The sequence below is a fragment of the Micromonospora sp. WMMA1363 genome, assembly GCF_030345795.1.
GTDB lineage: Bacteria > Actinomycetota > Actinomycetes > Mycobacteriales > Micromonosporaceae > Micromonospora.
On sequence record NZ_JAUALB010000001.1, the window covers coordinates 1,136,431 to 1,156,682 of the forward strand.

17 protein-coding genes and 3 pseudogenes are annotated in these 20,252 nt (G+C 71.0%); 9 read left to right on the plus strand and 11 right to left on the minus strand.

Annotated elements, in window-relative coordinates:
- Window positions 1-31: 31 nt before the first annotated feature.
- The 5 genes and pseudogenes from QTQ03_RS05205 to QTQ03_RS05220 all read right to left on the minus strand — a co-directional run bounded on the left by QTQ03_RS05205 (window position 32) and on the right by QTQ03_RS05220 (window position 4,080).
- The gene (locus tag QTQ03_RS05205; RefSeq protein ID WP_289276975.1) at window positions 32-1,627 is read right to left on the minus strand and encodes an ABC transporter permease; all 1,596 of its coding nucleotides are present in this window, start codon (window positions 1,625-1,627) and stop codon (window positions 32-34) included.
- Window positions 1,624-2,508 carry an ABC transporter ATP-binding protein gene (locus QTQ03_RS05210; protein WP_289276976.1) on the minus strand — a complete coding sequence of 295 codons (885 nt, stop codon included), beginning with the start codon at window positions 2,506-2,508 and terminating at the stop codon, window positions 1,624-1,626. The genes QTQ03_RS05205 and QTQ03_RS05210 overlap by 4 nt, the downstream gene beginning before the upstream one ends.
- A gap of 357 nt (window positions 2,509-2,865) precedes the next feature.
- A pseudogene (locus QTQ03_RS05215) lies at window positions 2,866-3,429 on the minus strand (IS3 family transposase); the annotation flags it as partial.
- A gap of 43 nt (window positions 3,430-3,472) precedes the next feature.
- Window positions 3,473-3,763, minus strand: a pseudogene (locus QTQ03_RS30220) (IS3 family transposase); the annotation flags it as partial.
- Window positions 3,760-4,080 (minus strand): transposase, encoded by a 321-nt coding sequence (locus QTQ03_RS05220; RefSeq protein ID WP_502889683.1) that lies wholly within the window; start codon window positions 4,078-4,080, stop codon window positions 3,760-3,762. The gene QTQ03_RS05220 and the pseudogene QTQ03_RS30220, both read right to left, overlap by 4 nt.
- A 101-nt stretch (window positions 4,081-4,181) precedes the next feature.
- Between QTQ03_RS05220 and QTQ03_RS05225 the strand changes: the two genes are divergently transcribed.
- Both QTQ03_RS05225 and QTQ03_RS05230 read left to right on the plus strand, forming a co-directional pair.
- Window positions 4,182-4,574, plus strand: coding sequence for a type II toxin-antitoxin system RelE/ParE family toxin (locus QTQ03_RS05225; protein ID WP_289276977.1), 393 nt, complete (start codon window positions 4,182-4,184; stop codon window positions 4,572-4,574).
- Window positions 4,574-4,888, plus strand: a complete 315-nt coding sequence (locus QTQ03_RS05230) for a helix-turn-helix domain-containing protein (RefSeq protein WP_289276978.1) — start codon at window positions 4,574-4,576, stop codon at window positions 4,886-4,888. The genes QTQ03_RS05225 and QTQ03_RS05230 overlap by 1 nt, the downstream gene beginning before the upstream one ends.
- Window positions 4,889-5,091: 203 nt before the next feature.
- Here the strand turns inward: QTQ03_RS05230 and QTQ03_RS05235 are convergent, their stop codons facing one another.
- Window positions 5,092-6,432: a sigma-70 family RNA polymerase sigma factor gene (locus QTQ03_RS05235; protein WP_289276979.1), complete on the minus strand. Its 1,341-nt coding sequence runs from the start codon at window positions 6,430-6,432 to the stop codon at window positions 5,092-5,094.
- Window positions 6,433-6,549: 117 nt separating this feature from the next.
- On the opposite strand from QTQ03_RS05235, the gene QTQ03_RS05240 reads away from it, so the two are divergent.
- From QTQ03_RS05240 to QTQ03_RS05255, 4 genes and pseudogenes are all read left to right on the plus strand, one after another.
- On the plus strand, window positions 6,550-6,834 hold the full coding sequence (locus QTQ03_RS05240) for a type II toxin-antitoxin system Phd/YefM family antitoxin (protein WP_289276980.1): 285 nt from the start codon (window positions 6,550-6,552) through the stop codon (window positions 6,832-6,834).
- Window positions 6,834-7,136 (plus strand): type II toxin-antitoxin system RelE family toxin, encoded by a 303-nt coding sequence (locus QTQ03_RS05245; protein WP_289276981.1) that lies wholly within the window; start codon window positions 6,834-6,836, stop codon window positions 7,134-7,136. The genes QTQ03_RS05240 and QTQ03_RS05245 overlap by 1 nt, the downstream gene beginning before the upstream one ends.
- A 271-nt stretch (window positions 7,137-7,407) precedes the next feature.
- Entirely contained in the window at window positions 7,408-8,646 is a 1,239-nt protein-coding gene (locus QTQ03_RS05250; RefSeq protein WP_289276982.1) for a hypothetical protein, read from the plus strand.
- Window positions 8,647-9,023: 377 nt separating this feature from the next.
- Window positions 9,024-10,224 (plus strand): annotated as a pseudogene (locus QTQ03_RS05255) (RtcB family protein).
- 123 nt (window positions 10,225-10,347) lie between these two features.
- Here the strand turns inward: QTQ03_RS05255 and QTQ03_RS05260 are convergent.
- The 4 genes from QTQ03_RS05260 to QTQ03_RS05275 form a co-directional block, all read right to left on the minus strand.
- Window positions 10,348-11,226, minus strand: a complete 879-nt coding sequence (locus QTQ03_RS05260; protein ID WP_289276983.1) for a Gmad2 immunoglobulin-like domain-containing protein — start codon at window positions 11,224-11,226, stop codon at window positions 10,348-10,350.
- Window positions 11,223-12,764, minus strand: a complete 1,542-nt coding sequence (locus QTQ03_RS05265; RefSeq protein WP_289276984.1) for an ATP-binding protein — start codon at window positions 12,762-12,764, stop codon at window positions 11,223-11,225. The genes QTQ03_RS05260 and QTQ03_RS05265 overlap by 4 nt, the downstream gene beginning before the upstream one ends.
- 12 nt (window positions 12,765-12,776) lie before the next feature.
- The gene (locus QTQ03_RS05270; protein WP_289276985.1) at window positions 12,777-13,457 is read right to left on the minus strand and encodes a response regulator; all 681 of its coding nucleotides are present in this window, start codon (window positions 13,455-13,457) and stop codon (window positions 12,777-12,779) included.
- Between the two features lie 90 nt (window positions 13,458-13,547).
- Window positions 13,548-14,120, minus strand: coding sequence for an AMIN-like domain-containing (lipo)protein (locus QTQ03_RS05275; RefSeq protein WP_289276986.1), 573 nt, complete (start codon window positions 14,118-14,120; stop codon window positions 13,548-13,550).
- Between the two features lie 335 nt (window positions 14,121-14,455).
- Here QTQ03_RS05275 and QTQ03_RS05280 point away from each other — a divergent pair, with 335 nt between their 5' ends.
- Window positions 14,456-15,277 (plus strand): S1 family peptidase, encoded by an 822-nt coding sequence (locus QTQ03_RS05280; RefSeq protein ID WP_289276987.1) that lies wholly within the window; start codon window positions 14,456-14,458, stop codon window positions 15,275-15,277.
- A gap of 113 nt (window positions 15,278-15,390) precedes the next feature.
- On the opposite strand, the gene QTQ03_RS05285 is transcribed toward QTQ03_RS05280, so the two are convergent.
- Window positions 15,391-16,713, minus strand: coding sequence for a right-handed parallel beta-helix repeat-containing protein (locus QTQ03_RS05285; protein ID WP_289276988.1), 1,323 nt, complete (start codon window positions 16,711-16,713; stop codon window positions 15,391-15,393).
- Between the two features lie 524 nt (window positions 16,714-17,237).
- On the opposite strand from QTQ03_RS05285, the gene htpG reads away from it, so the two are divergent.
- Together htpG and QTQ03_RS05295 are read left to right on the plus strand one after the other, a co-directional pair.
- Window positions 17,238-19,148 (plus strand): molecular chaperone HtpG, encoded by a 1,911-nt coding sequence (gene htpG, locus QTQ03_RS05290; RefSeq protein ID WP_289276989.1) that lies wholly within the window; start codon window positions 17,238-17,240, stop codon window positions 19,146-19,148.
- Window positions 19,149-19,323: 175 nt separating this feature from the next.
- The gene (locus tag QTQ03_RS05295) at window positions 19,324-20,226 is read left to right on the plus strand and encodes a DUF4231 domain-containing protein (RefSeq protein ID WP_289276990.1); all 903 of its coding nucleotides are present in this window, start codon (window positions 19,324-19,326) and stop codon (window positions 20,224-20,226) included.
- Window positions 20,227-20,252 lie beyond the last annotated feature (26 nt).

Genomic DNA, 20,252 nt, shown 5'->3' on the forward strand with positions numbered 1-20,252 from the left:
GTCGCCGCTCGTCGGCGGTGGGTAGCCGGATTCAGCCGCGCAGGTCGCGCCGCCGGAGGCCGACGGCGCCCAGGCCGGTGGCGACCAGCGCCAGCCCGACCATGGCGAGGGCCGCCAACCAGTTCGGCTCGCTGGCCGGCACGGCCGCGAGGTGCGCGAACGGCGACAGGTCACCCACCCAGGCGGGTGCGTCGACGCTGTCGGCGAGGACCTGGAGCAGGAAACCACCAGCCGCCGGCAGGGCACCGAGACCGGCCACCACCCGGGGCGCCCAGCCGAGGCCCAGCACCGCGGCGCCCAGGCAGAGCAGCACGACCGGCAGGACGTTCAGCGTTCCGGCCAGCGCCGCGCCCGGTGGCAGGGCCGCGTCGACGGTCGCAGCGCCGGCCCAGGTGGCCATCGCCGCCACGGTGAGCAGCACGACCGACCCGGCCAGGACGGTCAACACCTCGGCACCGAGCAGACGCGTCCGGGTGACCGGGAGGGCGTACAGCGGGGTGAGTCGCCGTTCGACCTCGGCCGTGGCGAACGCGGCCAGGCGGACCGCGGCGAACCCGCCCACCGGTACGGCGAGCAGGGCGAACAGGGTGGCCGCGTATCCGCGGACGCTGCCCAGGTCAGCAAAACCGGCCTGGGCAGCCAGGTCGGCGAAACGCGGGTTGTCGGCGAGGAAACGCGTCATCGACGTCGCCAGGACCCCGATCAGCAGGAAGTACGCGCCGACGCCGGCCGCCCAACCGGCGAGCGGGCGCAGCAGCCGCCGCACCGCGAACCCCGACACCGAGCCGAGGAGGCGACGACGGGGCGGTCGGCCGGTGACACCGGCCACCAACCCACCGCCGACGTCCCGGCGGCCGGCGAGCAGCACCGCGGCGACCGCGACGGTGGCCGTGGCGGCGGACAGCACCACCAGCGGCAGTGTCCGGTCGTCCAGGTACGGCCGGGTGAGCGCCAGCAGCCCGAACGGGGACAGCCACCGCAGCCAGGCCAGCGTGGTGACCCCGTCGCCGACCATCCGCGCCACCAGCCCGACGCCGAGCACCGCCACCGTGGCGCCGGTCGCGCCGGCCCGGGTGGGGAACACCTGGGCAGCGAGAGCGGCCAGCGCGACCGCGAACATCCCGGCCAGCGCGAGACCCGCGCCGTGCCGGACCGCTCCGGGGGCCGGGGTGCCGACGGCGGCGAGCGCCCCGGTGACGGCCACGCCGACGGCCACCATCACGGCGGCCAGCACGAGCAGGTGCCGGCGCAGCACGGTGGGCGGCGTCAGCCGCCCGGCGAGCAGCAGGCTCCACCGGCCGGACTCCTCCTCACCGCGGGTGATCCGGGTGGTCGCCAGCAGCCCCCACACCGACAGCAGGACGGCGAGCACCGTCCCCGTACGCCAGACGGTGAACCCGCCGGCGGTGTCCAGCGCGACGGGCTCGCCGAACAGCGTCCGGATCGCGGGGTTCTCGGCCAGTGCGGCCAGTGCGGCGGCGTCGGCTTCGGTGCCCATCGTGCTCTCGTAGGTCGTGGCGACCAGGGCGGACATGCCGGCGGTGACGGCGAGGAGCAGCAGCCCGCCGCGTCGGACCTGGTGCGCCGCGAGGCGGGTGACGGGCCAGCCGCCCGTCATGGTGCTCATCGTTCCTCCCCGTAGTAGTCGAGGAAGATCTCCTCCAGGGTGGGCTCGCGCATGCTGATGGCCGTGACGTCGGCCGTCGCGATCTGCCGCAGCGCCGGGCCGGGCGGCCCGGTCAGCGTGAACCGCAGGGCGGCGTCATCGCGTTCCACCGCCCCGACGCCCGGGACGTCGGCGAGCTCCGGCGCCCGGCCGGCGAACCGGACCAGGACCTCGGTGCGGTGCAGCGCCCGCAAGTCGGGCACCGACGCGACGTCGACCAGCCGGCCGGCCCGGAGGATCCCGACCCGATGGCAGACCGCCTCCACCTCGGCCAGCTGGTGGGAACAGAGGAAGACCGTGCGGCCGTCGGCCCGGGCCTCGGCGACGGCCCGCCGGAACTCCCGTTCCATCAACGGGTCCAGCCCGCTGGTCGGTTCGTCCAGAACCAGCAGCGGCGCTCGGGTCGCGAACGCGGCGACCAGGGCCACCTTCTGCCGGTTGCCCGTCGAGTACGTGCCAGCCGGCTTCGACAGGTCGAGCGCGAACCGTTCCACCAACTCGTCCCGGTAACCGCGGTCGACGCCCGGCCCGACGGCACCGAGCAGTTCCAGCACCTCGGCCCCGGTCAGCCGCGGCCAGAGCGCCACGTCGGCCGGCACGTACGCGAGCTGCTGGTGCGCGGCGGCGACGTCGGTGGCGTCGACACCGAAGATCCAGGCCCGCCCCGACGTGGGTCGGGCCAGGCCGAGCAGCAGCCGGATGGTGGTGGACTTCCCGGCGCCGTTCGGGCCGAGGAAGCCGAAGACCTCACCGGCGGCGACGGTCAGGTCCAGCCCGTCGAGGGCGGCCACCGGACCGTACCGTTTGGTCAGGCGTTCGGTGCGGATGGCGGGCTCGCTCACTGCGGCCTCCCGGGGCGGTCGGGGCTATGACTGCCGACCAGACTTCCCGGCGCACCGACGTCAGCGTAGTGCCGGTCGGCAACCCCGGCCGGGGCGGCAGCCGGGAATGGTAGACAGGGTCGGTGCGGGGACGACGGCAAGCCCTGCGGGGATGCGCGGCCCTGCTCGCGTCAACACCAAGACCAAACGAATCGCACGTCAAATGCACGGACGAGCAGGCTTCACCCTGCTCCGCCACCGCATCCTCCTCGGATAACAGCACCCTCCGTCACCACCGAAAGTGAGACAGGGCCGTTAACTTGACACTCCCTTCGCTGGGGTTGACCCGGTTTGACGGACAGGGTCGGTAAGTTGATCTCACGCTACCTTGCTCGTTGGCCTGCGGGAATAGGCCGTCGCCTCATACTCGGCCGGGCTCATGTAGTCCAGGGTGGAATGGCGGCGGCGGGTGTTGTACCACCCCTCGATCCACTCGAAGATCGCCGCACGGGCGGCGGCCCGGGTCGGCCACGCCCTCCGGTCGAGCAGTTCGGCCTTGTAGAGGGAGTTGAACGCCTCGGCCATCGCGTTGTCGTAGGACTGACCCCGCCCACCGACCGACAACCGCACCCCGTTGCGGTCGGCCAGCCGGGCGTACTGCGCACTCGTGTACTGGCAACCCCGGTCGCTGTGGAAGATCACCGGCCCGGTCGGGCGTCGGACGGCGATCGCGTTGGACAACGCCTGAGCGGGCAGATCGGTCCGTAGGTGGTCGGCGGTCGCCCAGCCCACAACCCGGCGTGAGGCGATGTCGATGACGGTGGCGAGGTACAGCCAGCCCTCCCACGTGTGGATGTAGGTGATGTCGCCGCACCAGCGGGTGTCGACCCGGCCGGCGGCGACGTCGAAGTCCCGGCGGATCAGGTCCGCCGACAACGCCGCCCCCCGGGTCGGGCACGGTCGTGGTGCGCCACCGCTTCGGCGTGCGGCCGCACAACCCGGCGCCCCGCATCAGCCGGGCGACCCGCTTGCCGGAGTGCCGCCGCCCCTGGGCGGCGAGTTCGGCGCGGACCCGGGGTGCGCCGTAGGTGCCGGCCGAGTCGGCGTGGATCTGCGCGATGCGGGCGGCGAGGTCTGCGTCGTCGCGTTCCCGCCGCGACGGCCCGGCACGGTGCTGGTAGTAGGCGGACCGGGAGACCTCCAGCAGCTCACAGGAACACTTCACGTTCCCGTCGGGCCGCGCCTTCTCCGCCTTGATGAACGGGTACACGTTCACCGGGTCTCCCTCACGAAGAAAGCCGTGGCCCGTTTCAGGATGTCGACGTCCTCGCGGAGCCGGCGGTTCTCCCGCCGCAGCCGCGCCAGCTCGTCGCGCTCGTCGCTGGTCAACCCGTCGCTGCGGGTGCCGGCGTCGATGTCGGCCTGCCTGACCCACTCACGGACCGCGGTCTCGGTCAGGTCGAAGTCCCTCACGACCTGCGCCACCGATCGGTCACCCCGCCGGCACACCTCGACGATCTCCGCCTTGAACTCCGGCGTGAACGCTCTGCGCGGCCGGCGTGGTTTCTTGCCCATGCCTTCCATGATGAACATCCTCCCGAGGAGCACACAGCCCCTCTGACCTGGGATGTCCGTCAAACCGGGTCAGGCCCACGCATGCTGCCCCGAGGTATAGGTTGGGCTATAGTTTGCTCATGCCTCACGGCCCTGCCCGCCGCTGGGCGATCAGGACAACCAGCGATGTCCGTGACTGGTTGCGGTCGCTCCGCCAGACCGATCCGGCGACATACCGAGCGGTCAACGTAGCGATTGACATGCTCGCGGAGACCGGTCCGGGGCTAGGGCGTCCGCTGGTCGACACGCTCAGAGGTTCGACCATCAGCAATCTCAAGGAGCTGCGGCCGAGGTCCGGGCGGGACGTCGCCATCCGGGTTCTGTTCGTCTTTGATCCCTGGTCGCAGGCGGTGCTGCTGGTGGCTGGCAACAAGGCCGGAGCCTGGTCCCGATGGTACGAGGAAGCGATTCCGGTCGCCGAGGTCGCGTACGAAGGCTGGCTCGCCTTCGAGAGGAAGCGGAGGGAGAGCTGATGAGCGACTTCCATGACTGGGACGACATCCGTGCCGAGTTGCACGATGGGGACGACAACGCGCTCGATGTGGAGCGTGCTCGCACCGAAGCGTGGATCAGCGCGTTCCACCTGGCCGAGGAGCGTAAGCGTCTCGGGCTCACCCAGCGGCAGGTGGCCGAGCTGATGGGTGTCACGCCCGGCCGGGTCGGCCAGATCGAGAACGGCGATCTGGAGGCCAACGAGGTCGCGACCCTGAGCCGGTACGCGCGAGCGCTGGGCGCCCGGATGCGGATCATCTTCGACTACGGCAGCGACCTCCGGCAGATTGCCTAACCCTGCGCCGGAACGGTGAGCCGGGCTCCTGGCTCGGGCAAGGGCAGCGGCAGTGGTGCGCCGGCGATGGTCGCGGTGTGGTTCGCATGGTGGTGCCTCCGGCCCACCGAAACGGATACCCAAACGGAGGGGTCCGAGAGCCGCAAAGGCGCAGTTCAAGGCCGATTTTCTGGCGTCCTGCCACGCCCCGCGCCCGACTCCCCTCACGCCGGGGCGGTCCGGCGAGCGGGTCCCGCAGCGCCGCCATGCGGCTCCACCATGTGCGGCCAAGCGTCGTGGACGTCGTGCGCTTGGCGGCGAAGGTGTTCGAGTGCTTCGGCGAGGCGGGTTTCGACCTCGTCGGGCGGGAACCCGACGCGCCGAGCGATCTCGTGGACGTCAGCGTCGTGCAGGTATCGGAGCTCAATCAACCGACGTTGCTCGGGACGGAGCGGACCGAGTAGTTCGTGGACAAGGTCGGCGCTTTCGATCTCGAACGATTCGCTCTGCGATGGTGCGGGCAGGATCGCTTGGATCGGCTGGGTGTCTCGTTGATGTGGGATGTTGATCGAGATGGGCGTGGAGGCCCGCCATGCCTGGAGGCTTTTCTCCAGGGTGCTTGCCGGTACGCCCAGGCGCGCGGCGAGTTCCGTGTTCGTGGGATCCCGCGCAAGTTCCTGGGTCAACGCGTCGCGTGCGGTGGTGACCGCTGTTCGGCCCAGGGGTGTGCGGAGTGTCCCGGAGAGGGACAAGGAGCGGGCGTGTGCGCGGATAGACCCGGCAATCCATTTGCCAAGATAAGGGATGAAGTCGCCATACTTGGGGTCGCAGCGGTCAACGGCACGGATGAGCGCCTCGCACGCGACCTGCTCGGCGTCATCGCAGGTTACCCGGTAGTGCTGGTACCGGCGGGCCAACATGCGGGCGAGATCGAGATGCTCGACGATGAGTTGATTACGGAGGGCCTCGTGCTCGGCCAGTCCAGGCTGGAGGTTGCGGAGGGTCGCGAACATGTCCCGGAGCCGGCGGTCCCGCAAGGTCGGCCGCAGCGTGCGGAACTGCGCGGCGACGTCCTGGTACCGGACCCACGGTGTGGTGTGCCGGCGGACAAGGGTGCGAAGGACGTCACCGTCGGGCTTCACGCGGTGCTCATACGCGCGGACGGCGCTCGCCGTGCACCCGACGGTGGCGGCGAACCCCGCCCGGGTGTAGCCGAAGAAGACGCGCACAGCCGTCACATACTCGTGGACGGAACGGTGCGCCGCTGGGTCGATCGTCGTGATCGGCCGATACTCGTACCACGTGGCCACATCGTTGAAGTTGACGCCGTCGACGGGCATGGCGTCCAGGAGATCGAGCAACAACGGCCTCGGTGGCCTCCGCAAGCCCTGCTCGTACGAAGCAACACTCGCGACGCTCCGGCCGACGATCGTGCTCAGCTCGGCTTGGCTGAAACCGTGTTCGCGTCGAATCCAAGCGATGAACGCACCGACGTTCGGCCACGGCGACCCAGAGTCGGGGATCCCGGACGATAAGGGGTGGCGGGGGTGGCGCCGGACAGCCATAGGAGGGTCCTCCGAGGCATCGATTCGTGATCCGGACGTTCAACGAGCGGGCAGGGGCCGGGTCGCGATGCGAAGTCAGATTGGTCATAATTAGGACCGGTCGCTAGAATGGCCGTCATGGAGACCATTCCCATCACGGAAGCCAAGGCCCGAATCGCCGAACTCGCCGACCGGGTCGCCCGGGAGCATGACCACTTCACGATCACCCGCAACGGCCGCGCCGACGTGATGCTGATCTCGGTGGCCGAGTACGAGTCGATGCGGGAGACGCTCGACCTGCTGTCCGACGACGAAGCCCTCGCAGACCTGCGCCAGTCACGGGAGGACTTCGCAGCCGGCGACACGTTCTCGGTGGACGAGGTTCGTGCCGAGTTGGAGCGGCGTCGAAGCAGGGCGGCCTGATGCCTCCGGCGCACGAGCGCACCGACGAGCCGCTCAGCCCGTACACGGTGATGTTCTCCCGGCAGGCTCGCCGCAACCTGCACGAGGACCTGCCGTTGGAAGTGGCGGTCGCGGCGACGGAAACCATCCAGCGGGCGATCGCGATCAACCCGTATCGGGTGGGTAAGCCTCTCGACCAACCCTTCGACGGCTTCCACTCCGCCCGGCGTGGCACCTACCGGATCGTCTACCGGATCAACGAGGCAAAACGAGTCGTGGAGATCCACTCGATCCGCCACCGGCGCGACGCCTACCGTTCGTAGCACCCATGGTCAGCTCCGGCGACGCCGCCGCTGTGGCCGCGACGGCACGACACTCCTGAGCTGGGCTCTCAGCGCTGTAAGCTGGGCGGATTCAGTGGCAGGGACTCATCGGCGATGGTGGCGGTGTGGTGCAGGGTCCCTCTGGAATGTGGACGACGGCGGTAGTGTCGCCGTGTCGTCCTGGGTAGGGTGTGCTGCCGTGCCCGTTTCTCGTAAGCGAAAGAAGAAGTCTCAGTCCGGTCGCCGGTCCCAGCGTCAGCCGGTGACCCTGATGCCTGACAGGGTTGCCCAAGTCGACGCAGTCACCGAACTGTTCGGCTTCCGTCGGAGCGTCACCGAGCATCGTGCAGCGCTGGCCGCGGACACGGCCCGCCTGATGGTGGACGCTCTGATCGCGGGCGCCCCAGGGTTGTCCGATGACGGCCTTGAGGATGACTTCTGCATTCGCTACGGCGCGGCGATGGGGCAGTTCGACGGTGGTCGACTGGAAGACCTGGTCAACCCGGAAGACCTCGCCGGGGCGCTGCTATCAGCGATCGATGAGCGGCTGCACGAGGCGGTGGAGTCCGGCGCTGACGTCGCTGTTCTGCAGCGACTGCTGACCGTCGTCGCCGGCGTGGTGCCGCCGCCGCTGTGTGCGTTCGCTCGCGATCTGGTCGCCGGACATGTCGACGGCCGGGCGGCAGGAAAGGTGGCACGGGGGCGGGCCCTGACCGGTGAGGTGCTGTGGGGGCATGATGCCTACGGCAGCCGCTGGGCGGTGGTGGCACCGTTCGCCTCGGTAGGCGGCCGGGACCGGTGGTATCTGTGGGACGTGGACACCTGCGGGTACGAGATCGCCACCGTGTACAGCGGCTTCTATCCCTCGGCCGAGTCCGCGTTGGCCGCTTGGTCGGAGTCAGTTGGTCACGCGGCAGCTGAGGCGACCCTGACGGCGGTGGACGACGCGGAAACGCTCGGTGCCCTTCTGGGCGGCGAGGTCGAGCAATTCCGGATCGGCGGTGAGAGCCAGGAGCAGTACTCCGAGTTCCTGCGCAGTCGGCGGCTCGGCCGAGCCGCCCGGGAGGCGGCGCGCGGGGTGCGCGGGCGGGCTTGCGGAGGGCTGACGGTGCAGGAGGCGAGTGAAGGGTTCGCCCAACGGCTGCGGCGGATCGGCTACCACGACCGGCCGGCCGGCGACGGCTCGGGCGAAGGTCCGGCGGGGGCTGACGATCTCGCTGCGGAGTTGGCCGATTCCTGGTTCCAGCGTGATCACCCCAGGCTGTATCCGCTCTGCTCGCCGCACAAGGTCGCGGCAACGGTGCTGCACCTTTGCGATTACTACCAGGACGACTTCGCCGCCGAACTCGTCGCAGTGCTACCCGAATGGATCCGCTTCCTGGCCGAGCAGACCGGGATGGCGGAGGAGTTGACCGATCGCTGCCTTGCGTACGCCTCGGGCGAGCTCAAGTTCCCCGGGAACCTCGACGATCGAGAACGGCCGAATCTCATGGCACGAGTAGCCGAGTAGCTCCGCCAAGCGCCCACCGCACTGATCTCCCCGAGCGACCGCGCGGTCGCAGGGTGCCGGGAGCTGGAACGACCCGAGTCTCGCGTCAGCGGGCCGCACCGGCGGTCCGAGCGCCGCGGCGCAGTCATCGGCCGCCACCCGATCCCTGTGAGCTGGGCAAACTCAGCGGTAGCGGGTCACCGGCGATGGTGACGGTGTGGTTCGCATGGTGGTACCTCCGGCCTGCCTGTCGACGCCGGCGGCGGGGCGCGTACGCGGTTGTAGCGCGCCCCAGGGTGGCGGGCAGCCACCACGAGGCTGGCCGGGGTGAACCCGGCCAGCCGCTCCGCCGTCCGGCCCGGCAGGGGCCCGACCACCACCGACACGAGGAGACAACGATGGGTTTCACCCCGCTCGCGGGCACCCGGGCCCCGGTCCGGGTCTGGACCGACCCCTACGGCATCGAACCGCAGGCGGCCCGGCAGCTGCGCAACATTGGCGCGCTGCGGTGGGTCGAGGGGGTTGCCGTGATGCCCGACGTCCACTTCGGCAAGGGTGCCACGGTCGGCTCGGTCATCGCCATGCGGCAGGCGGTGTCGCCGGCCGCGGTCGGCGTCGACATTGGCTGCGGCATGTCCGCTGTCCGTACCTCGCTCACCGCCGACGACCTGCCGGACGATCTGGCCGGCCTGCGGTCCGCCGTCGAGTCGGCGATCCCGGTGGGTTTCGCCCAGCGGGACACGCCGGTTGACCCGCGGCGCGTCCGCGGGCTGGAGCAGCGCGGCTGGGACGACTTCTGGCGGCGGTTCGGTGAGCTGGACCGGCGGGTGGCCCCGTTGGAGACCCGGGCCCGGCGGCAGCTGGGCACCCTCGGCGGCGGCAACCACTTCATCGAGGTCTGCCTGGAGCAGGGCGGCACCGACGCCGGCCGGGTGTGGCTGATGCTGCACTCGGGGTCCCGCAACATCGGCAAGGAACTGGCCGAGCGGGCATGTCGCGGTGGCGCGGCACCTGCCGCACAACGCCGACCTGCCCGACCGGGACCTGGCGGTGTTCCTCGTCGGCACCCCGGAGATGGACGCCTACCGCCGGGATCTGTGGTGGGCGCAGGAGTACGCGCGGCGCAACCGCGCGGTCATGCTCGCCGTGCTCTGCGAGGTCGTCCGGGAACGCTTCGCGCACGTACGGTTCGACGAGCCGGTGAGCTGCCACCACAACTACGTGGCGGAGGAGACGTACGACGGCGTCGACCTGCTGGTCACCCGGAAGGGGGCGATCCGGGCGGGCCGGGGAGAGCTGGGCATCATCCCGGGGTCGATGGGGACCGGCTCGTACATCGTGCGCGGCCGGGGGAACCCGGACGCCTACCACTCGGCGTCGCACGGTGCGGGGCGGCGGATGTCGCGGGCGCAGGCGAAGCGGACGTACGGCACGGCGGATCTGGCCGCGCAGACCGCCGGTGTGGAGTGTCGCAAGGACGCCGGGGTGGTGGACGAGATCCCGGCCGCGTACAAGGACATCACCGAGGTGCTGGCGCAGCAGGAGGACCTGGTCGAGGTGGTGGCGCACCTCAGGCAGGTGGTCTGTGTGAAGGGCTGACCCGCCGTCCGGGACGCCGGCCGGTGACGAACCGGTCGGCGGCGGCGCGTGGCCGACTACGTTCGCGGTGAACGGTCGCTGCCCTCGATCTGCGTGTCCCGGTGAGTGTGCCGGGAGGCCGGTTCAGCGGCTCGGGGTGAGCAGCACCGGCACGGCGACGGTGTGGGTGCGCGAGCCGTCCTTCGCGGACACCTCGTACACCTCGACGGTGCCGGCCTGCTCGCGGTCCACCCGGTAGTTCACCGCGACCCGGTAGTCACCCCGGCAGCCGGAGCCGCAGGCGGCGGTGGTGAACGTGGTGGCGATCTCGCGGCGTGCGCCGTCGAGGACGCGGACGCTGACCGTCGCCTCGTACGCGTCGGCAGTGCCGGTGACCGTCACCGGGCTGGTGACCGGCGTGCCGATGACGGGGGTGGTCACCACGATCGGCGGCAGCAGGTCGACGTAGTCGGCACGGTCGACCGGGTCGGCGGTGCCGAGGCGGACCCGCCGCACGGTGGGGAACTGGGTGAGCGTCCAGACCACCTGCGCCTCGCGCAGCCGTACCGCGGCTGACCCGTCGGTCGCCGGCACCGCCGGAAGCACCGCCGTCCCGTCGGCGATTCGGGTGACCTCGACGCCCGCCGGCACCAGCGTCGTCAGTCCGGTGCCGGCCTCCGCCGCCGTTGGTCCGGTGGCCAGTTCGGTCAGTGCCAGGCGGGACGTCGCGACTGTCGCCGGACGGGTCCGCCGGGTCGGGGCGATCCGGCCGTCCCGGGCGTACCACAGCTCGATGGTGACGGTGCCTGTCGGGGCGGCCCGGCCGATCGGTGCCGACGCCGTGGCGACCGGATCGGGTTCGGTGGGCGGCGGCTGGCTCGGGCTCGTGCGCGACGGCGTGGTGGCGCCGGGCGCGGTCGGCGGCGCGGTAGGCGCCGGCCCGAGCGAGCCCGACCGGGACTCGGCGCACCCGCCCACCGCGAGCAGGACGGCGACGATCACCGTGCGTGTGCCTCGTCTCATCGCGCACCGTCCGGCGGTCGGGCACCCGGTTCGTGGCTGATGGCATCGGTCGGTGCGTCTCGGCTCAGCGGCAGGGTGTGTGGCTCGGCCGCCGGGCCGGTGTCGCGTGGTGGTTCGGCGGTGTGGCGCGGCGTCGCCGGGCGGGTGGTGAGCGGTGACTCCGGGCCGGCGGGAAGGGTGAGCCGGAAGCGGGTTCCGTCGCCAGGTGTGCTCCGCACATCGAGCCGACCGCCGAGCAGGCGGGCGTTCTCCCCCGCGATCGCCAGGCCGAGCCCGCTGCCCCGGACGGACCGGGACGGATCTACCTTGTAGAAGCGGTCGAAGAGCCGGGACAGATGCTCGGCGGGGATGCCCGGGCCCTCGTCGGTGACGTCGAAGACGACCTCCGAGTCGGTCGGTCGGGCGGTTACCCGCACTTGGCCGCCACCGTGTTCGACCGCGTTGGCGACGAGGTTCGCGAGGACCCGTTCCAGGCGGCGGGGGTCGGTACGCAGGTCGACCGGTGCCGCGTCGACGACCACCCGCTCCGACCATCCCCGCGCCCGCAGGATGGACCGCAGCAGCGCGGCCGGGTCGACCATGGACACGGTGAGCGACTCCCGTCCCGCGTCCAGGCGGGAGATCTCGATCAGGTCCTCCACCAGCCGGCGTAGCCGGACCACGTCGGTGACCAGCAGCTCCCCGGCGCGTCGGGCGTCGCCCGGTAGCTGTTCCAGATGCTGGCGCAGCAGCGAGGCCGCGGCCACCAGCGCGGTCACGGGGGTACGCAGTTCGTGCGTGACGTCGGCGGTGAACCGCCGCTCCCGGTCCTGCGCCCGGGACAACGCCTCGATCTTGGTCTGCAACGCTTCGGCCATCTCGTTGAACGAGGCCGCCCACACGCTGAACTCGTCCCGGCCGTGTACCGGCAGCCGGGTGGCGAGCAGCCCCTCGGTGAGCGCGCGGGCGGCCCGGCTGGCCCGGCCCACCGGGTCGAGGGTGCGGCGGGCGAGGACGTGTCCCACCGCGGCGGCGAGCATTACGACCAGCGCCCAGCCGACCAGCAGCGCCGTGCGGAGTTGGTCGAGGTCGGCCGCGATCTCGTCCTCGACGGTGACCACGTACAGCTCGGCGGTGGAGCCGGGGACGCGACCACCGACCAGCAGCAGCCGGGGCCGGGCTTGTGGTGTCGACCGCTCGTAGCCGAGCTGCCCGGCGGCCACGGTCGCGCGCAGCTGCGCGCTCAGCGGTGGCGCGTACGCCGGGTTCGACGGGTACGTCCCGCCGTCGACGAGCAGCACGTGCCGGCCGCTGCCCTCGAAGCTGGTCAGCAGCTCACCGCGGCGCTGCCCGGTCAGCGGCACGAACTGTCCCGCGAGCACCAACTGGTAGCGGGCGTCGGCTGCGGCCTGCTGGACCGAGGCGTCGAAGCGAACCTGCCGCAGCAGCGCGTACGACCCGCCGGCGAGGAGCCCGGCGGAGACCCCGGCGACGAGGACGAACGCCACCGTCAGCCGTCGGCGCAGGCGACCGGGAACGAGCGGGTCCGCTGTCCGCACCGTGCACCTCCCTCATGCCGGTGACAGCTTGTAGCCGACGCCGCGGACTGTCCGGATCAGTCCGGGATCGGCCGGGTCGTCTTCGACCTTGGCCCGCAGCCGCTGCACCGCCACGTCGACCAGCCGGGAGTCACCGAGGAAGTCGTGGTTCCACACCCGCTCCAGCAGCAGTTCCCGGGAGAAGACCTGACCGGGTCGACGGGCGAGTTCCAGCAGCAGCCGGAACTCGGTGGCCGTCAACGCGATCTCCCGCCCCTGTTTGCGGGCCACGAAGCTGGCTGGGTCGATCTCCAGCCCGCCGACCGTGATCGTGGTCGGCGCGGGCAGGGCGGCGGCCCGGCGCAGCACCGAGCGCACCCGGGCGACCAACTCTGGCAGGTCGAACGGCTTGCGCAGGTAGTCGTCGGCGCCGCATTCGAGCCCGACGACCACGTCGATGGTGTCCGTGCGCGCGGTGAGCATCAGGATCGGCACCTGGCTGGTCCGCCGGATCTCCCGACACACCTCGAAGCCGTCCAGGACCGGCAGCATCACGTCGAGGACGATCAGGTCGACCGGCCGGGCCCGCCACGTGGCGAGCCCCGACCGGCCGTCCTGGGCGGTGTCTACCCGGAAGCCTGCGCGCCGCAGACCGAGGGCGGTGACCTCACGGATGGCGGTATCGTCCTCGACGACCAGCACCCGGCCTTCCATGTGGTGAGCGTAGCCCCCACCCGGGTGCCAGCCGGCCTGACGAAACGGTCGATGTCCAGCACCCGTCCGGCGCCGGACCCGCCGCCGTGGTCACTCCTGCCACTGGTGCGCGACGTCGAGCACGATCCGGCTGTGGGTACCGGGGCCGGCCAGGGTGAACACCCGGAACGGCAGCCGCGCGCGCACCCCGACCGCGAAGGTGGTGTAACCCTCGTAGCTGCCACCGAACACGACGTCCCGCAGCGTCTGGTAGCGCAGCACGTTGGCAGTGTGCTCGCCGACCCGGTAGGGAACGGTGGCGACGTAGCCGTCGTCGTGCGCCGGTGCCTGCAGCGAGACCCGCAGCAGCTCGCCCCCGGCGGTGTACGGCGACAGCGCCAGCCCCTCGCCTCCGGTCCACGTCTCGCCGTAGGTGACCGTGTAGCCGGTCACCGGGCCGGTGAACTCGAAGACCACCCGATCGAAGCAGCTGTGTCGGCCGGTCCGCACGTCGACCAGCGGGGCGGTGCTCAGTGATTCGGCGGCCTTCGTCCCGCTGCCCCAGGTGATCCCGCAGTAGGGCGACCCGGTGGCCATCGCGCTGGTCGGCGCACCGGTGGTCGCGGCGGCGCCCGCGCCGGCGACGACTATCGCCAGCACCATGAGTCCTCTTCCGATCCGCATCTGTCTCCTCCTGCCGTTCGTGGCTTTCCCCCTGGCGGGTCCGCCGGGAGCCGACGGTCCGGTGTCGCCGGTGGACGGGGTGTGCACGGTCCGGTGTCGCCCGGGCCCGGATCCACGGTGGAGCGCGTCCGCCACAGCAGCTTCACCGTGCCGTAACGCCCGGGTAACGGCTGCCCGTGGTGACGCGGCATGGGTGGGACGCTGGGCCGACCGTCTTTGGACATAGACAGCAGACGATATGACGCTTCCGGTATGTCGGACATCTGTGGTGGTCGATCTAATATTCACATATATCGATGGATGGCGGCGATGCCGCCGATGACCAGGGGAGAGAGATGTTCAGACGACAACTCTTGCGTACGGCCGGAGCCGTGCTGGCGGCGGCGCTCGCGGCGGCCGGGGTGCAGGTCGCCACCGGTGCTCCGGCCGCCGCACGTACCGTCTTCGACGACGCGAGCCGGGCCGGCGAGTTCCGCGCCAACCTCGACCAGACCGCCCAGGACTGGAACAGCTCGGTCACGCCGTTCGTGGTCGGTGGCCGGCCGGCCACCGAGAACTACCCGTGGCTGGTCTACACCTCCGGCTGCACGGGCACGTTGATCAAAGCGAACTGGGTGGTCACCGCCCGGCACTGCCCGACGCCTTGGGCGGTCCGCGTCGGCAGTGTCAACCGCACCAGCGGCGGCACGGTGGTCGGGGTGAGTCGGTCGGTCAGCCACCCCACGATCGACGTCAAACTGCTGCAACTGTCCAGCTCGGTTGGGTACGCCCCGGCACCGATCCCGACCACCTCCGGCGCGGTCGGCACCGCCACCCGAATCATCGGCTGGGGTCTGACCTGCCCGTTCCGGGGCTGCGGCTCCGCGCCGACCACCGCGCACGAACTGGACACCTCGATCGTGTCGGACGGCAGTTGCATCGGCATCAACGGCCCGTACGAGATCTGCACCAACAACACGGGCGGTAACTCCGGTGCCTGCTACGGCGACTCCGGCGGCCCGCAGGTGCGCATGATCGACGGGGTGTGGAACCTGATCGGCGCCACCAGCCGCTCGGGCAACAACAACGCGATCTGCGCCACCGGCCCGTCCATCTACGGCGACCTGTCGTCGATCCGATCCTGGATCAACACCCAGGTTGGCGGCCTACCCGCCTGACGCGTTAGGAAGGAAGGGTCCCTCGTCGACACCCAGCGTGGCGCGCGGGACCCTTCCCTGGCCGATCCGGCATGGTGTCACCCCGCCCGGGCGTCGGGGTGAGTCTCCCAGAGCTAGCAACCGGGCACGTTGCGGCAGTTGGTGGGCCGGTTGTCGGCGACCCGCGTGCGGTCGAGGGTCACCTCGCCCGCGTCGTTGAGAATGCCGCCGGGGCGCAGCGTGGACACGTTGCGCGTCACCCTGCTCTTGACCAGGGTGACGTCTCCGTCGCCGGTGTTGTAGACGCCGCCGGCCCGGGAGTCCGCACCGACCGCCCGGTTGGCTTTGACGAAGGTTCGGCGGGCCGTGACGGTGCCGCTGTCGTTGTGGAATCCGCCGCCGTCGCCCTCGGCGGTGTTGTCCGCGATCACGCTGTCGTCGATCAGGATCTCACTGTCGTCGATCAGGTAGAGCCCGCCACCGTGGATGTTGGCGTGGTTGCGCGCGACGACCACGTGACGCAGGGTGACCCGGGATCCGATGGTGAATAGTCCGCCGCCCTCTTCGGCGGCGGTGTTGTCGGTGATGCGCGAGTGGGTGACGGTGGCGGCGGAGCCGGGGCCGATACCGATCCCGGCGGCGCCGGTGAGTGCCGTGCTGTTGCCGGAGATGGTGCTGTCGTGCACCAGCAGTTCCCCGGCGATGCTGGCGATCCCGGCGCCGCCGTCCGTGGTGGTGGTGTTGTCGGCGATGCGCGACGTGGTCACCGTCGCGGAGTTGGTGTTGTGGAGACCGCCGCCGAGACGCTCGGCGTCGTTGCGCGCGATGGCCGAGTTCTTGATGGTGACCTTGCCGAGATTGGCGATGCCGCCGCCGTCTCGCCCGCCGGTGTTGTCGACGATGGCGCTGTGGGTGACGGTGGCGGTGCCACCGGGCCTGACGAGGAGTGCCCCGCCATCGGTGTCGGGCGCGGAGTGGCCGCCGCGCAGGGTGAGGCCGTCGAGGGTGAGTCGGCCGCCGGCGGCGACCGTGGCGATGCGGAACGGTTCGGTGCCTGGTGCCCGGGCGACCGTCGTCCGGTCACCGACGACGGTGACCGACTGGGTGATCGGCGGAAGCCCGCTGCCGCGCCGGTGGTCGGTGAGGGCGTAGGCACAGTTCGAGGCCAGTCTGAGGAGGCCGCCGCCGGTACGGTTGGCGCGGTCGATCGCCGCGACCAGACGGTCCGCGTCGCAAGGCACCGTCGTGGTCCTGGGTTCGGTTCTCGTGCCGGCCGGTCCGTCGGTCCCGTCGCGTGGCTGACCGGAGTCCCATGCCGGTGCGCGGCCGCTGTCGTCGGCGGCGAGCGTGCCCGCGCTGACCTGGGTCTGAGTCCTCAAGTCGGTGCCCCGCCCGCCGGCCGTCGCCGGTCCGGCTCCCACCGCGATCAGGGTGACCACCCCGGTCAGCCCGAACACGCCAGTGGCGAACCGCCGTCTGGGACGGGCGGGCGCGGATCCGAGGTGCGGGCAGCGGGTTGCCGCGCCGTGGTGCGGTCAGACATCTCGGCCGGATCCTCTCTCCAGCGAGCCCGTCGCGGTACGACCGGACGGGCAGGTAGGTGTGTTGTCCCGTGGGTCCATCCGACACATCGTATGAGAGGAATTCACAGCCTGTAGGCGGTAAGACACGATTGCACGATAAGTATGAAGAACAGCTGCTATATCAGGTAGCTCCCTATGCCCGCGGACGGTCCGTGACGGGTCCGACCGGCGCCGCCGTCCCGCCGTCTCGACCGGTGGTGGCGCGTCGCTCCGGCAGGCGGGCCGGCCGGACCCCGGGGACACCGGCGGCGTACTGGTGGTCCCGGCGCGGGATGTCGTGGAGAAGGCGTCGCCAGCCTTACGGCCGGAACCACGGACGCCGGCCGGATCGCCCTCCGTGGGTGCTCGTATTCTTTCGGCGAACGACTTTGTGGGCGGCACGGACGAAAGGACACGGTGTGAGCACCGAGACGTTGGAGTTTCAGGCCGAGGCGCGTCAGCTACTCCAGCTGATGGTCCACTCGATCTACTCGAACAAGGATGTCTTCCTGCGGGAGCTGATCTCGAACGCCTCGGACGCGCTGGACAAGCTGCGCCTGGCGTCGCTGGTCGACAAGGACCTCCAGGTCGACACCTCCGACCTGCACGTCGCGATCGAGGTCGACCGGACGGCGCGCACCCTGACCGTGCGGGACAACGGCGTCGGCATGTCCCGCGACGAGGTCGTCGAGGTGATCGGCACGATCGCCAAGTCCGGTACCGCCGAGCTGTTGCGCAAGCTGCGCGAGTCGACCGACGCCGGCGTGTCCCAGGAACTGATCGGCCAGTTCGGGGTTGGCTTCTACGCCGCCTTCATGGTCGCCGATCGGGTGGAACTGGTCACCCGCCGGGCGGGGGAGAGTGTCGGTACTCGGTGGGAGTCGACCGGCGAGGGCACCTACACGATCGCGCCGGTATCGGACGCGCCGCAGGGCACGGCCGTCACCCTGCACCTCAAGCCGGCCGACACCGAGGACAACCTGCACGACTACACCGCCGAGTGGACCATCCGGCAGATCGTCAAGCGATACTCCGACTTCATCGCCCACCCCATCCGGATGGCCGTCGAGCGGCCGGGCACCGACGGCGGCGAGCCCACCACCGAGGTGCAGACCCTCAACTCGATGAAGGCACTGTGGGCGCGGTCCCGCGACGAGGTCGAGCCGGCCGAGTACCACGAGTTCTACAAGCACGTCAGCCATGACTGGGCGGACCCGCTCGAGGTCGTGCACATGCGGGGCGAGGGCACCTTCGAGTACGAGGCGCTGCTCTTCCTACCGTCGCATGCCCCGCTGGACCTCTTCTCCCCGCAGGGCCGCCGCGGGGTGCAGCTCTTCGTCAAGCGCGTCTTCATCATGGACGACTGCGAGGCGTTGATGCCGCCCTACCTGCGTTTCGTCAAGGGCGTGGTGGACGCACACGACCTGTCACTGAACATCTCCCGGGAGATCCTCCAGCAGGACCGGCAGATCCAGGTCGTCCGCCGCCGCCTGGTGAAGAAGGTTCTCGCCACGGTGAAGGACCTCAAGGCCAACCAGCCGGAGCGGTACCGCACCTTCTGGACCGAGTTCGGCGCCGCGGTCAAGGAGGGCCTGGTCGACGACACGGAGAACCGGGACACCCTGCTGGAGATCGTGTCCGTGGCCTCCACCCACGACGCGGCCGAGCCGACCGACCTCGCTGGCTACGTCAGCCGGATGAAGGACGGGCAGGCGGACATCTACTACGCCACCGGCGAGAACCGCGCCACCATCGAGAACTCCCCACACATGGAGGCGTTCCGCGCCAAGGGCTACGAGGTGCTGCTGTTCACCGACCCGGTCGACGAGGTCTGGGTGGAGCGGGTCGGCCAGTACGACGGCAAGACCCTGCGCTCGATCGCCAAGGGCCAGGTCGACCTCGACACCGAGGAGGAGAAGGAGGCGGCCGAGGCCGAGCGGGAGCGGCAGCGCACCGAATACGCCGACCTGCTCACCTGGCTGGGGGGCGCGCTCGCCGACCAGGTCAAGGAGGTCCGCCTGTCGTCCCGGCTCACCACCTCCCCGGCCTGTGTCGTCGGCGACGCCCACGACCTCACGCCCACCCTGGAGAAGATGTACCGGGCGATGGGCAACGAGGTGCCGCAGGTCAAGCGGATCCTGGAGCTGAACCCGAGCCACCCGCTGGTCAGCGGCCTGCGCAAGGCCCGCGAGCAGGGCGGCACCGAGGAGTCGCTGACAGAGACCGCGGAGCTGTTGTACGGGATGGCGTTACTCGCCGAGGGCGGTGACCTGGCGGACCCGTCGCGGTTCACCCGGATCCTGGCCGAACGACTCGCCCGTACCCTCTAGGAACGACTCGTCCGTCTAAAGCGGATCCGCCGGGCCGTCGGCGTCCACGTCGGCGGCCCGATGGATGGTGACCTGGGGTTTCCTCCCGCTCGCCAGGCGCTGACCGGGTGCCCGGCTCGCACCGGCGGCATCGCGACAGCCGGGCGCGCACGACGGGGTGACTTACCATGCGAGAGTGTCGACCGTCGATCCGCAGGCCGCGCTCGAGGCGGTCTGGCAGCAGCAGGGAATCTGGTCCGCGGCGGCAGACACGGTCCGTCGGCGGATCGTCCGGGGCCGGCGCCTGGTCGCCGGCCTGACCGTGGTCGCCGCTGTCGCCGGCACCGCTGCCGCCCAACTCGCGGCGGTGCACCTGGCGGCGAGCCGGGCGCTGGCGATCGTCGCCGGCGCCGCGCTGGGCCTGGTACCGCTGGCGGCCCGGTCCGCCGGCCGCGAGCCGGTGCAGGTGTGGACGCGGCTGCGGGCGGTCGCCGAGTCACTCAAGGCCGAGGTGCACCGCCGGCTGGCCGGCGTGACCCCGTACCGGGGGGCGGACCGCGACGCGGTCCTGCTGAGCCGCGTCGACGCGGTTCTGGACGAGGCCGGTGACCTGGTTGGGCGCACCGTCGATGTCGCGCCGCCGGCCCGACCGCTGCCGGCGGTGTCGGACGTCGAGTCCTACCTTGTGTTGCGGGTGGGGCGTCAGGTCGAACGGTACTACCTGCCGGAGGCCCGGCGGATGGCTGCCGCCATGCGCCGGATCCGGGCGGCGACGACCGGGCTGACCGTCGTCGGCGCGCTGCTCTCCGCCGCGGTCGGTGTGCTCGGCGACGGGCTTAGCTTCGCCGCCTGGGTGGGCGTTGTCGCCACGGTCACGACGGCCGTCGTCGGGTACGGCGCGGCCCAGCAGTACGAGCAGCACCAGATCGAGTATGCCCGCACCGCGGACCAGCTCGCCCGGCTACGCCGGGCCCGGCGGGACCGGGGCGGTTGGACAGACGACGACGCGGTCGTCGCCGAGGCGGAACGGCTGATCGCACTGTCCAATGAGGCATGGACTGCCAGAACGCTTGAAGAAGATGGCATACCGCACCGCTGAGGCTACTCGGCGTGTTGTAGAATCAT

Excerpts from the sequence above, each read along its gene's own strand:
- QTQ03_RS05280 (WP_289276987.1), top strand. The coding sequence starts at position 14,456 with ATGTTCAGACGACAACTCTTGCGTACGGCCGGAGCCGTGCTGGCGGCG.
- QTQ03_RS05235 (WP_289276979.1), bottom strand. The coding sequence starts at position 6,432 with ATGGCTGTCCGGCGCCACCCCCGCCACCCCTTATCGTCCGGGATCCCC.
- QTQ03_RS05260 (WP_289276983.1), bottom strand. The coding sequence starts at position 11,226 with ATGAGACGAGGCACACGCACGGTGATCGTCGCCGTCCTGCTCGCGGTG.
- QTQ03_RS05275 (WP_289276986.1), bottom strand. The coding sequence starts at position 14,120 with ATGCGGATCGGAAGAGGACTCATGGTGCTGGCGATAGTCGTCGCCGGC.
- QTQ03_RS05245 (WP_289276981.1), top strand. The coding sequence starts at position 6,834 with ATGCCTCCGGCGCACGAGCGCACCGACGAGCCGCTCAGCCCGTACACG.
- QTQ03_RS05225 (WP_289276977.1), top strand. The coding sequence starts at position 4,182 with ATGCCTCACGGCCCTGCCCGCCGCTGGGCGATCAGGACAACCAGCGAT.
- QTQ03_RS05205 (WP_289276975.1), bottom strand. The coding sequence starts at position 1,627 with ATGAGCACCATGACGGGCGGCTGGCCCGTCACCCGCCTCGCGGCGCAC.
- QTQ03_RS05230 (WP_289276978.1), top strand. The coding sequence starts at position 4,574 with ATGAGCGACTTCCATGACTGGGACGACATCCGTGCCGAGTTGCACGAT.
- QTQ03_RS05250 (WP_289276982.1), top strand. The coding sequence starts at position 7,408 with ATGCCTGACAGGGTTGCCCAAGTCGACGCAGTCACCGAACTGTTCGGC.
- QTQ03_RS05220 (WP_502889683.1), bottom strand. The coding sequence starts at position 4,080 with ATGTTCATCATGGAAGGCATGGGCAAGAAACCACGCCGGCCGCGCAGA.
- QTQ03_RS05270 (WP_289276985.1), bottom strand. The coding sequence starts at position 13,457 with ATGGAAGGCCGGGTGCTGGTCGTCGAGGACGATACCGCCATCCGTGAG.
- QTQ03_RS05240 (WP_289276980.1), top strand. The coding sequence starts at position 6,550 with ATGGAGACCATTCCCATCACGGAAGCCAAGGCCCGAATCGCCGAACTC.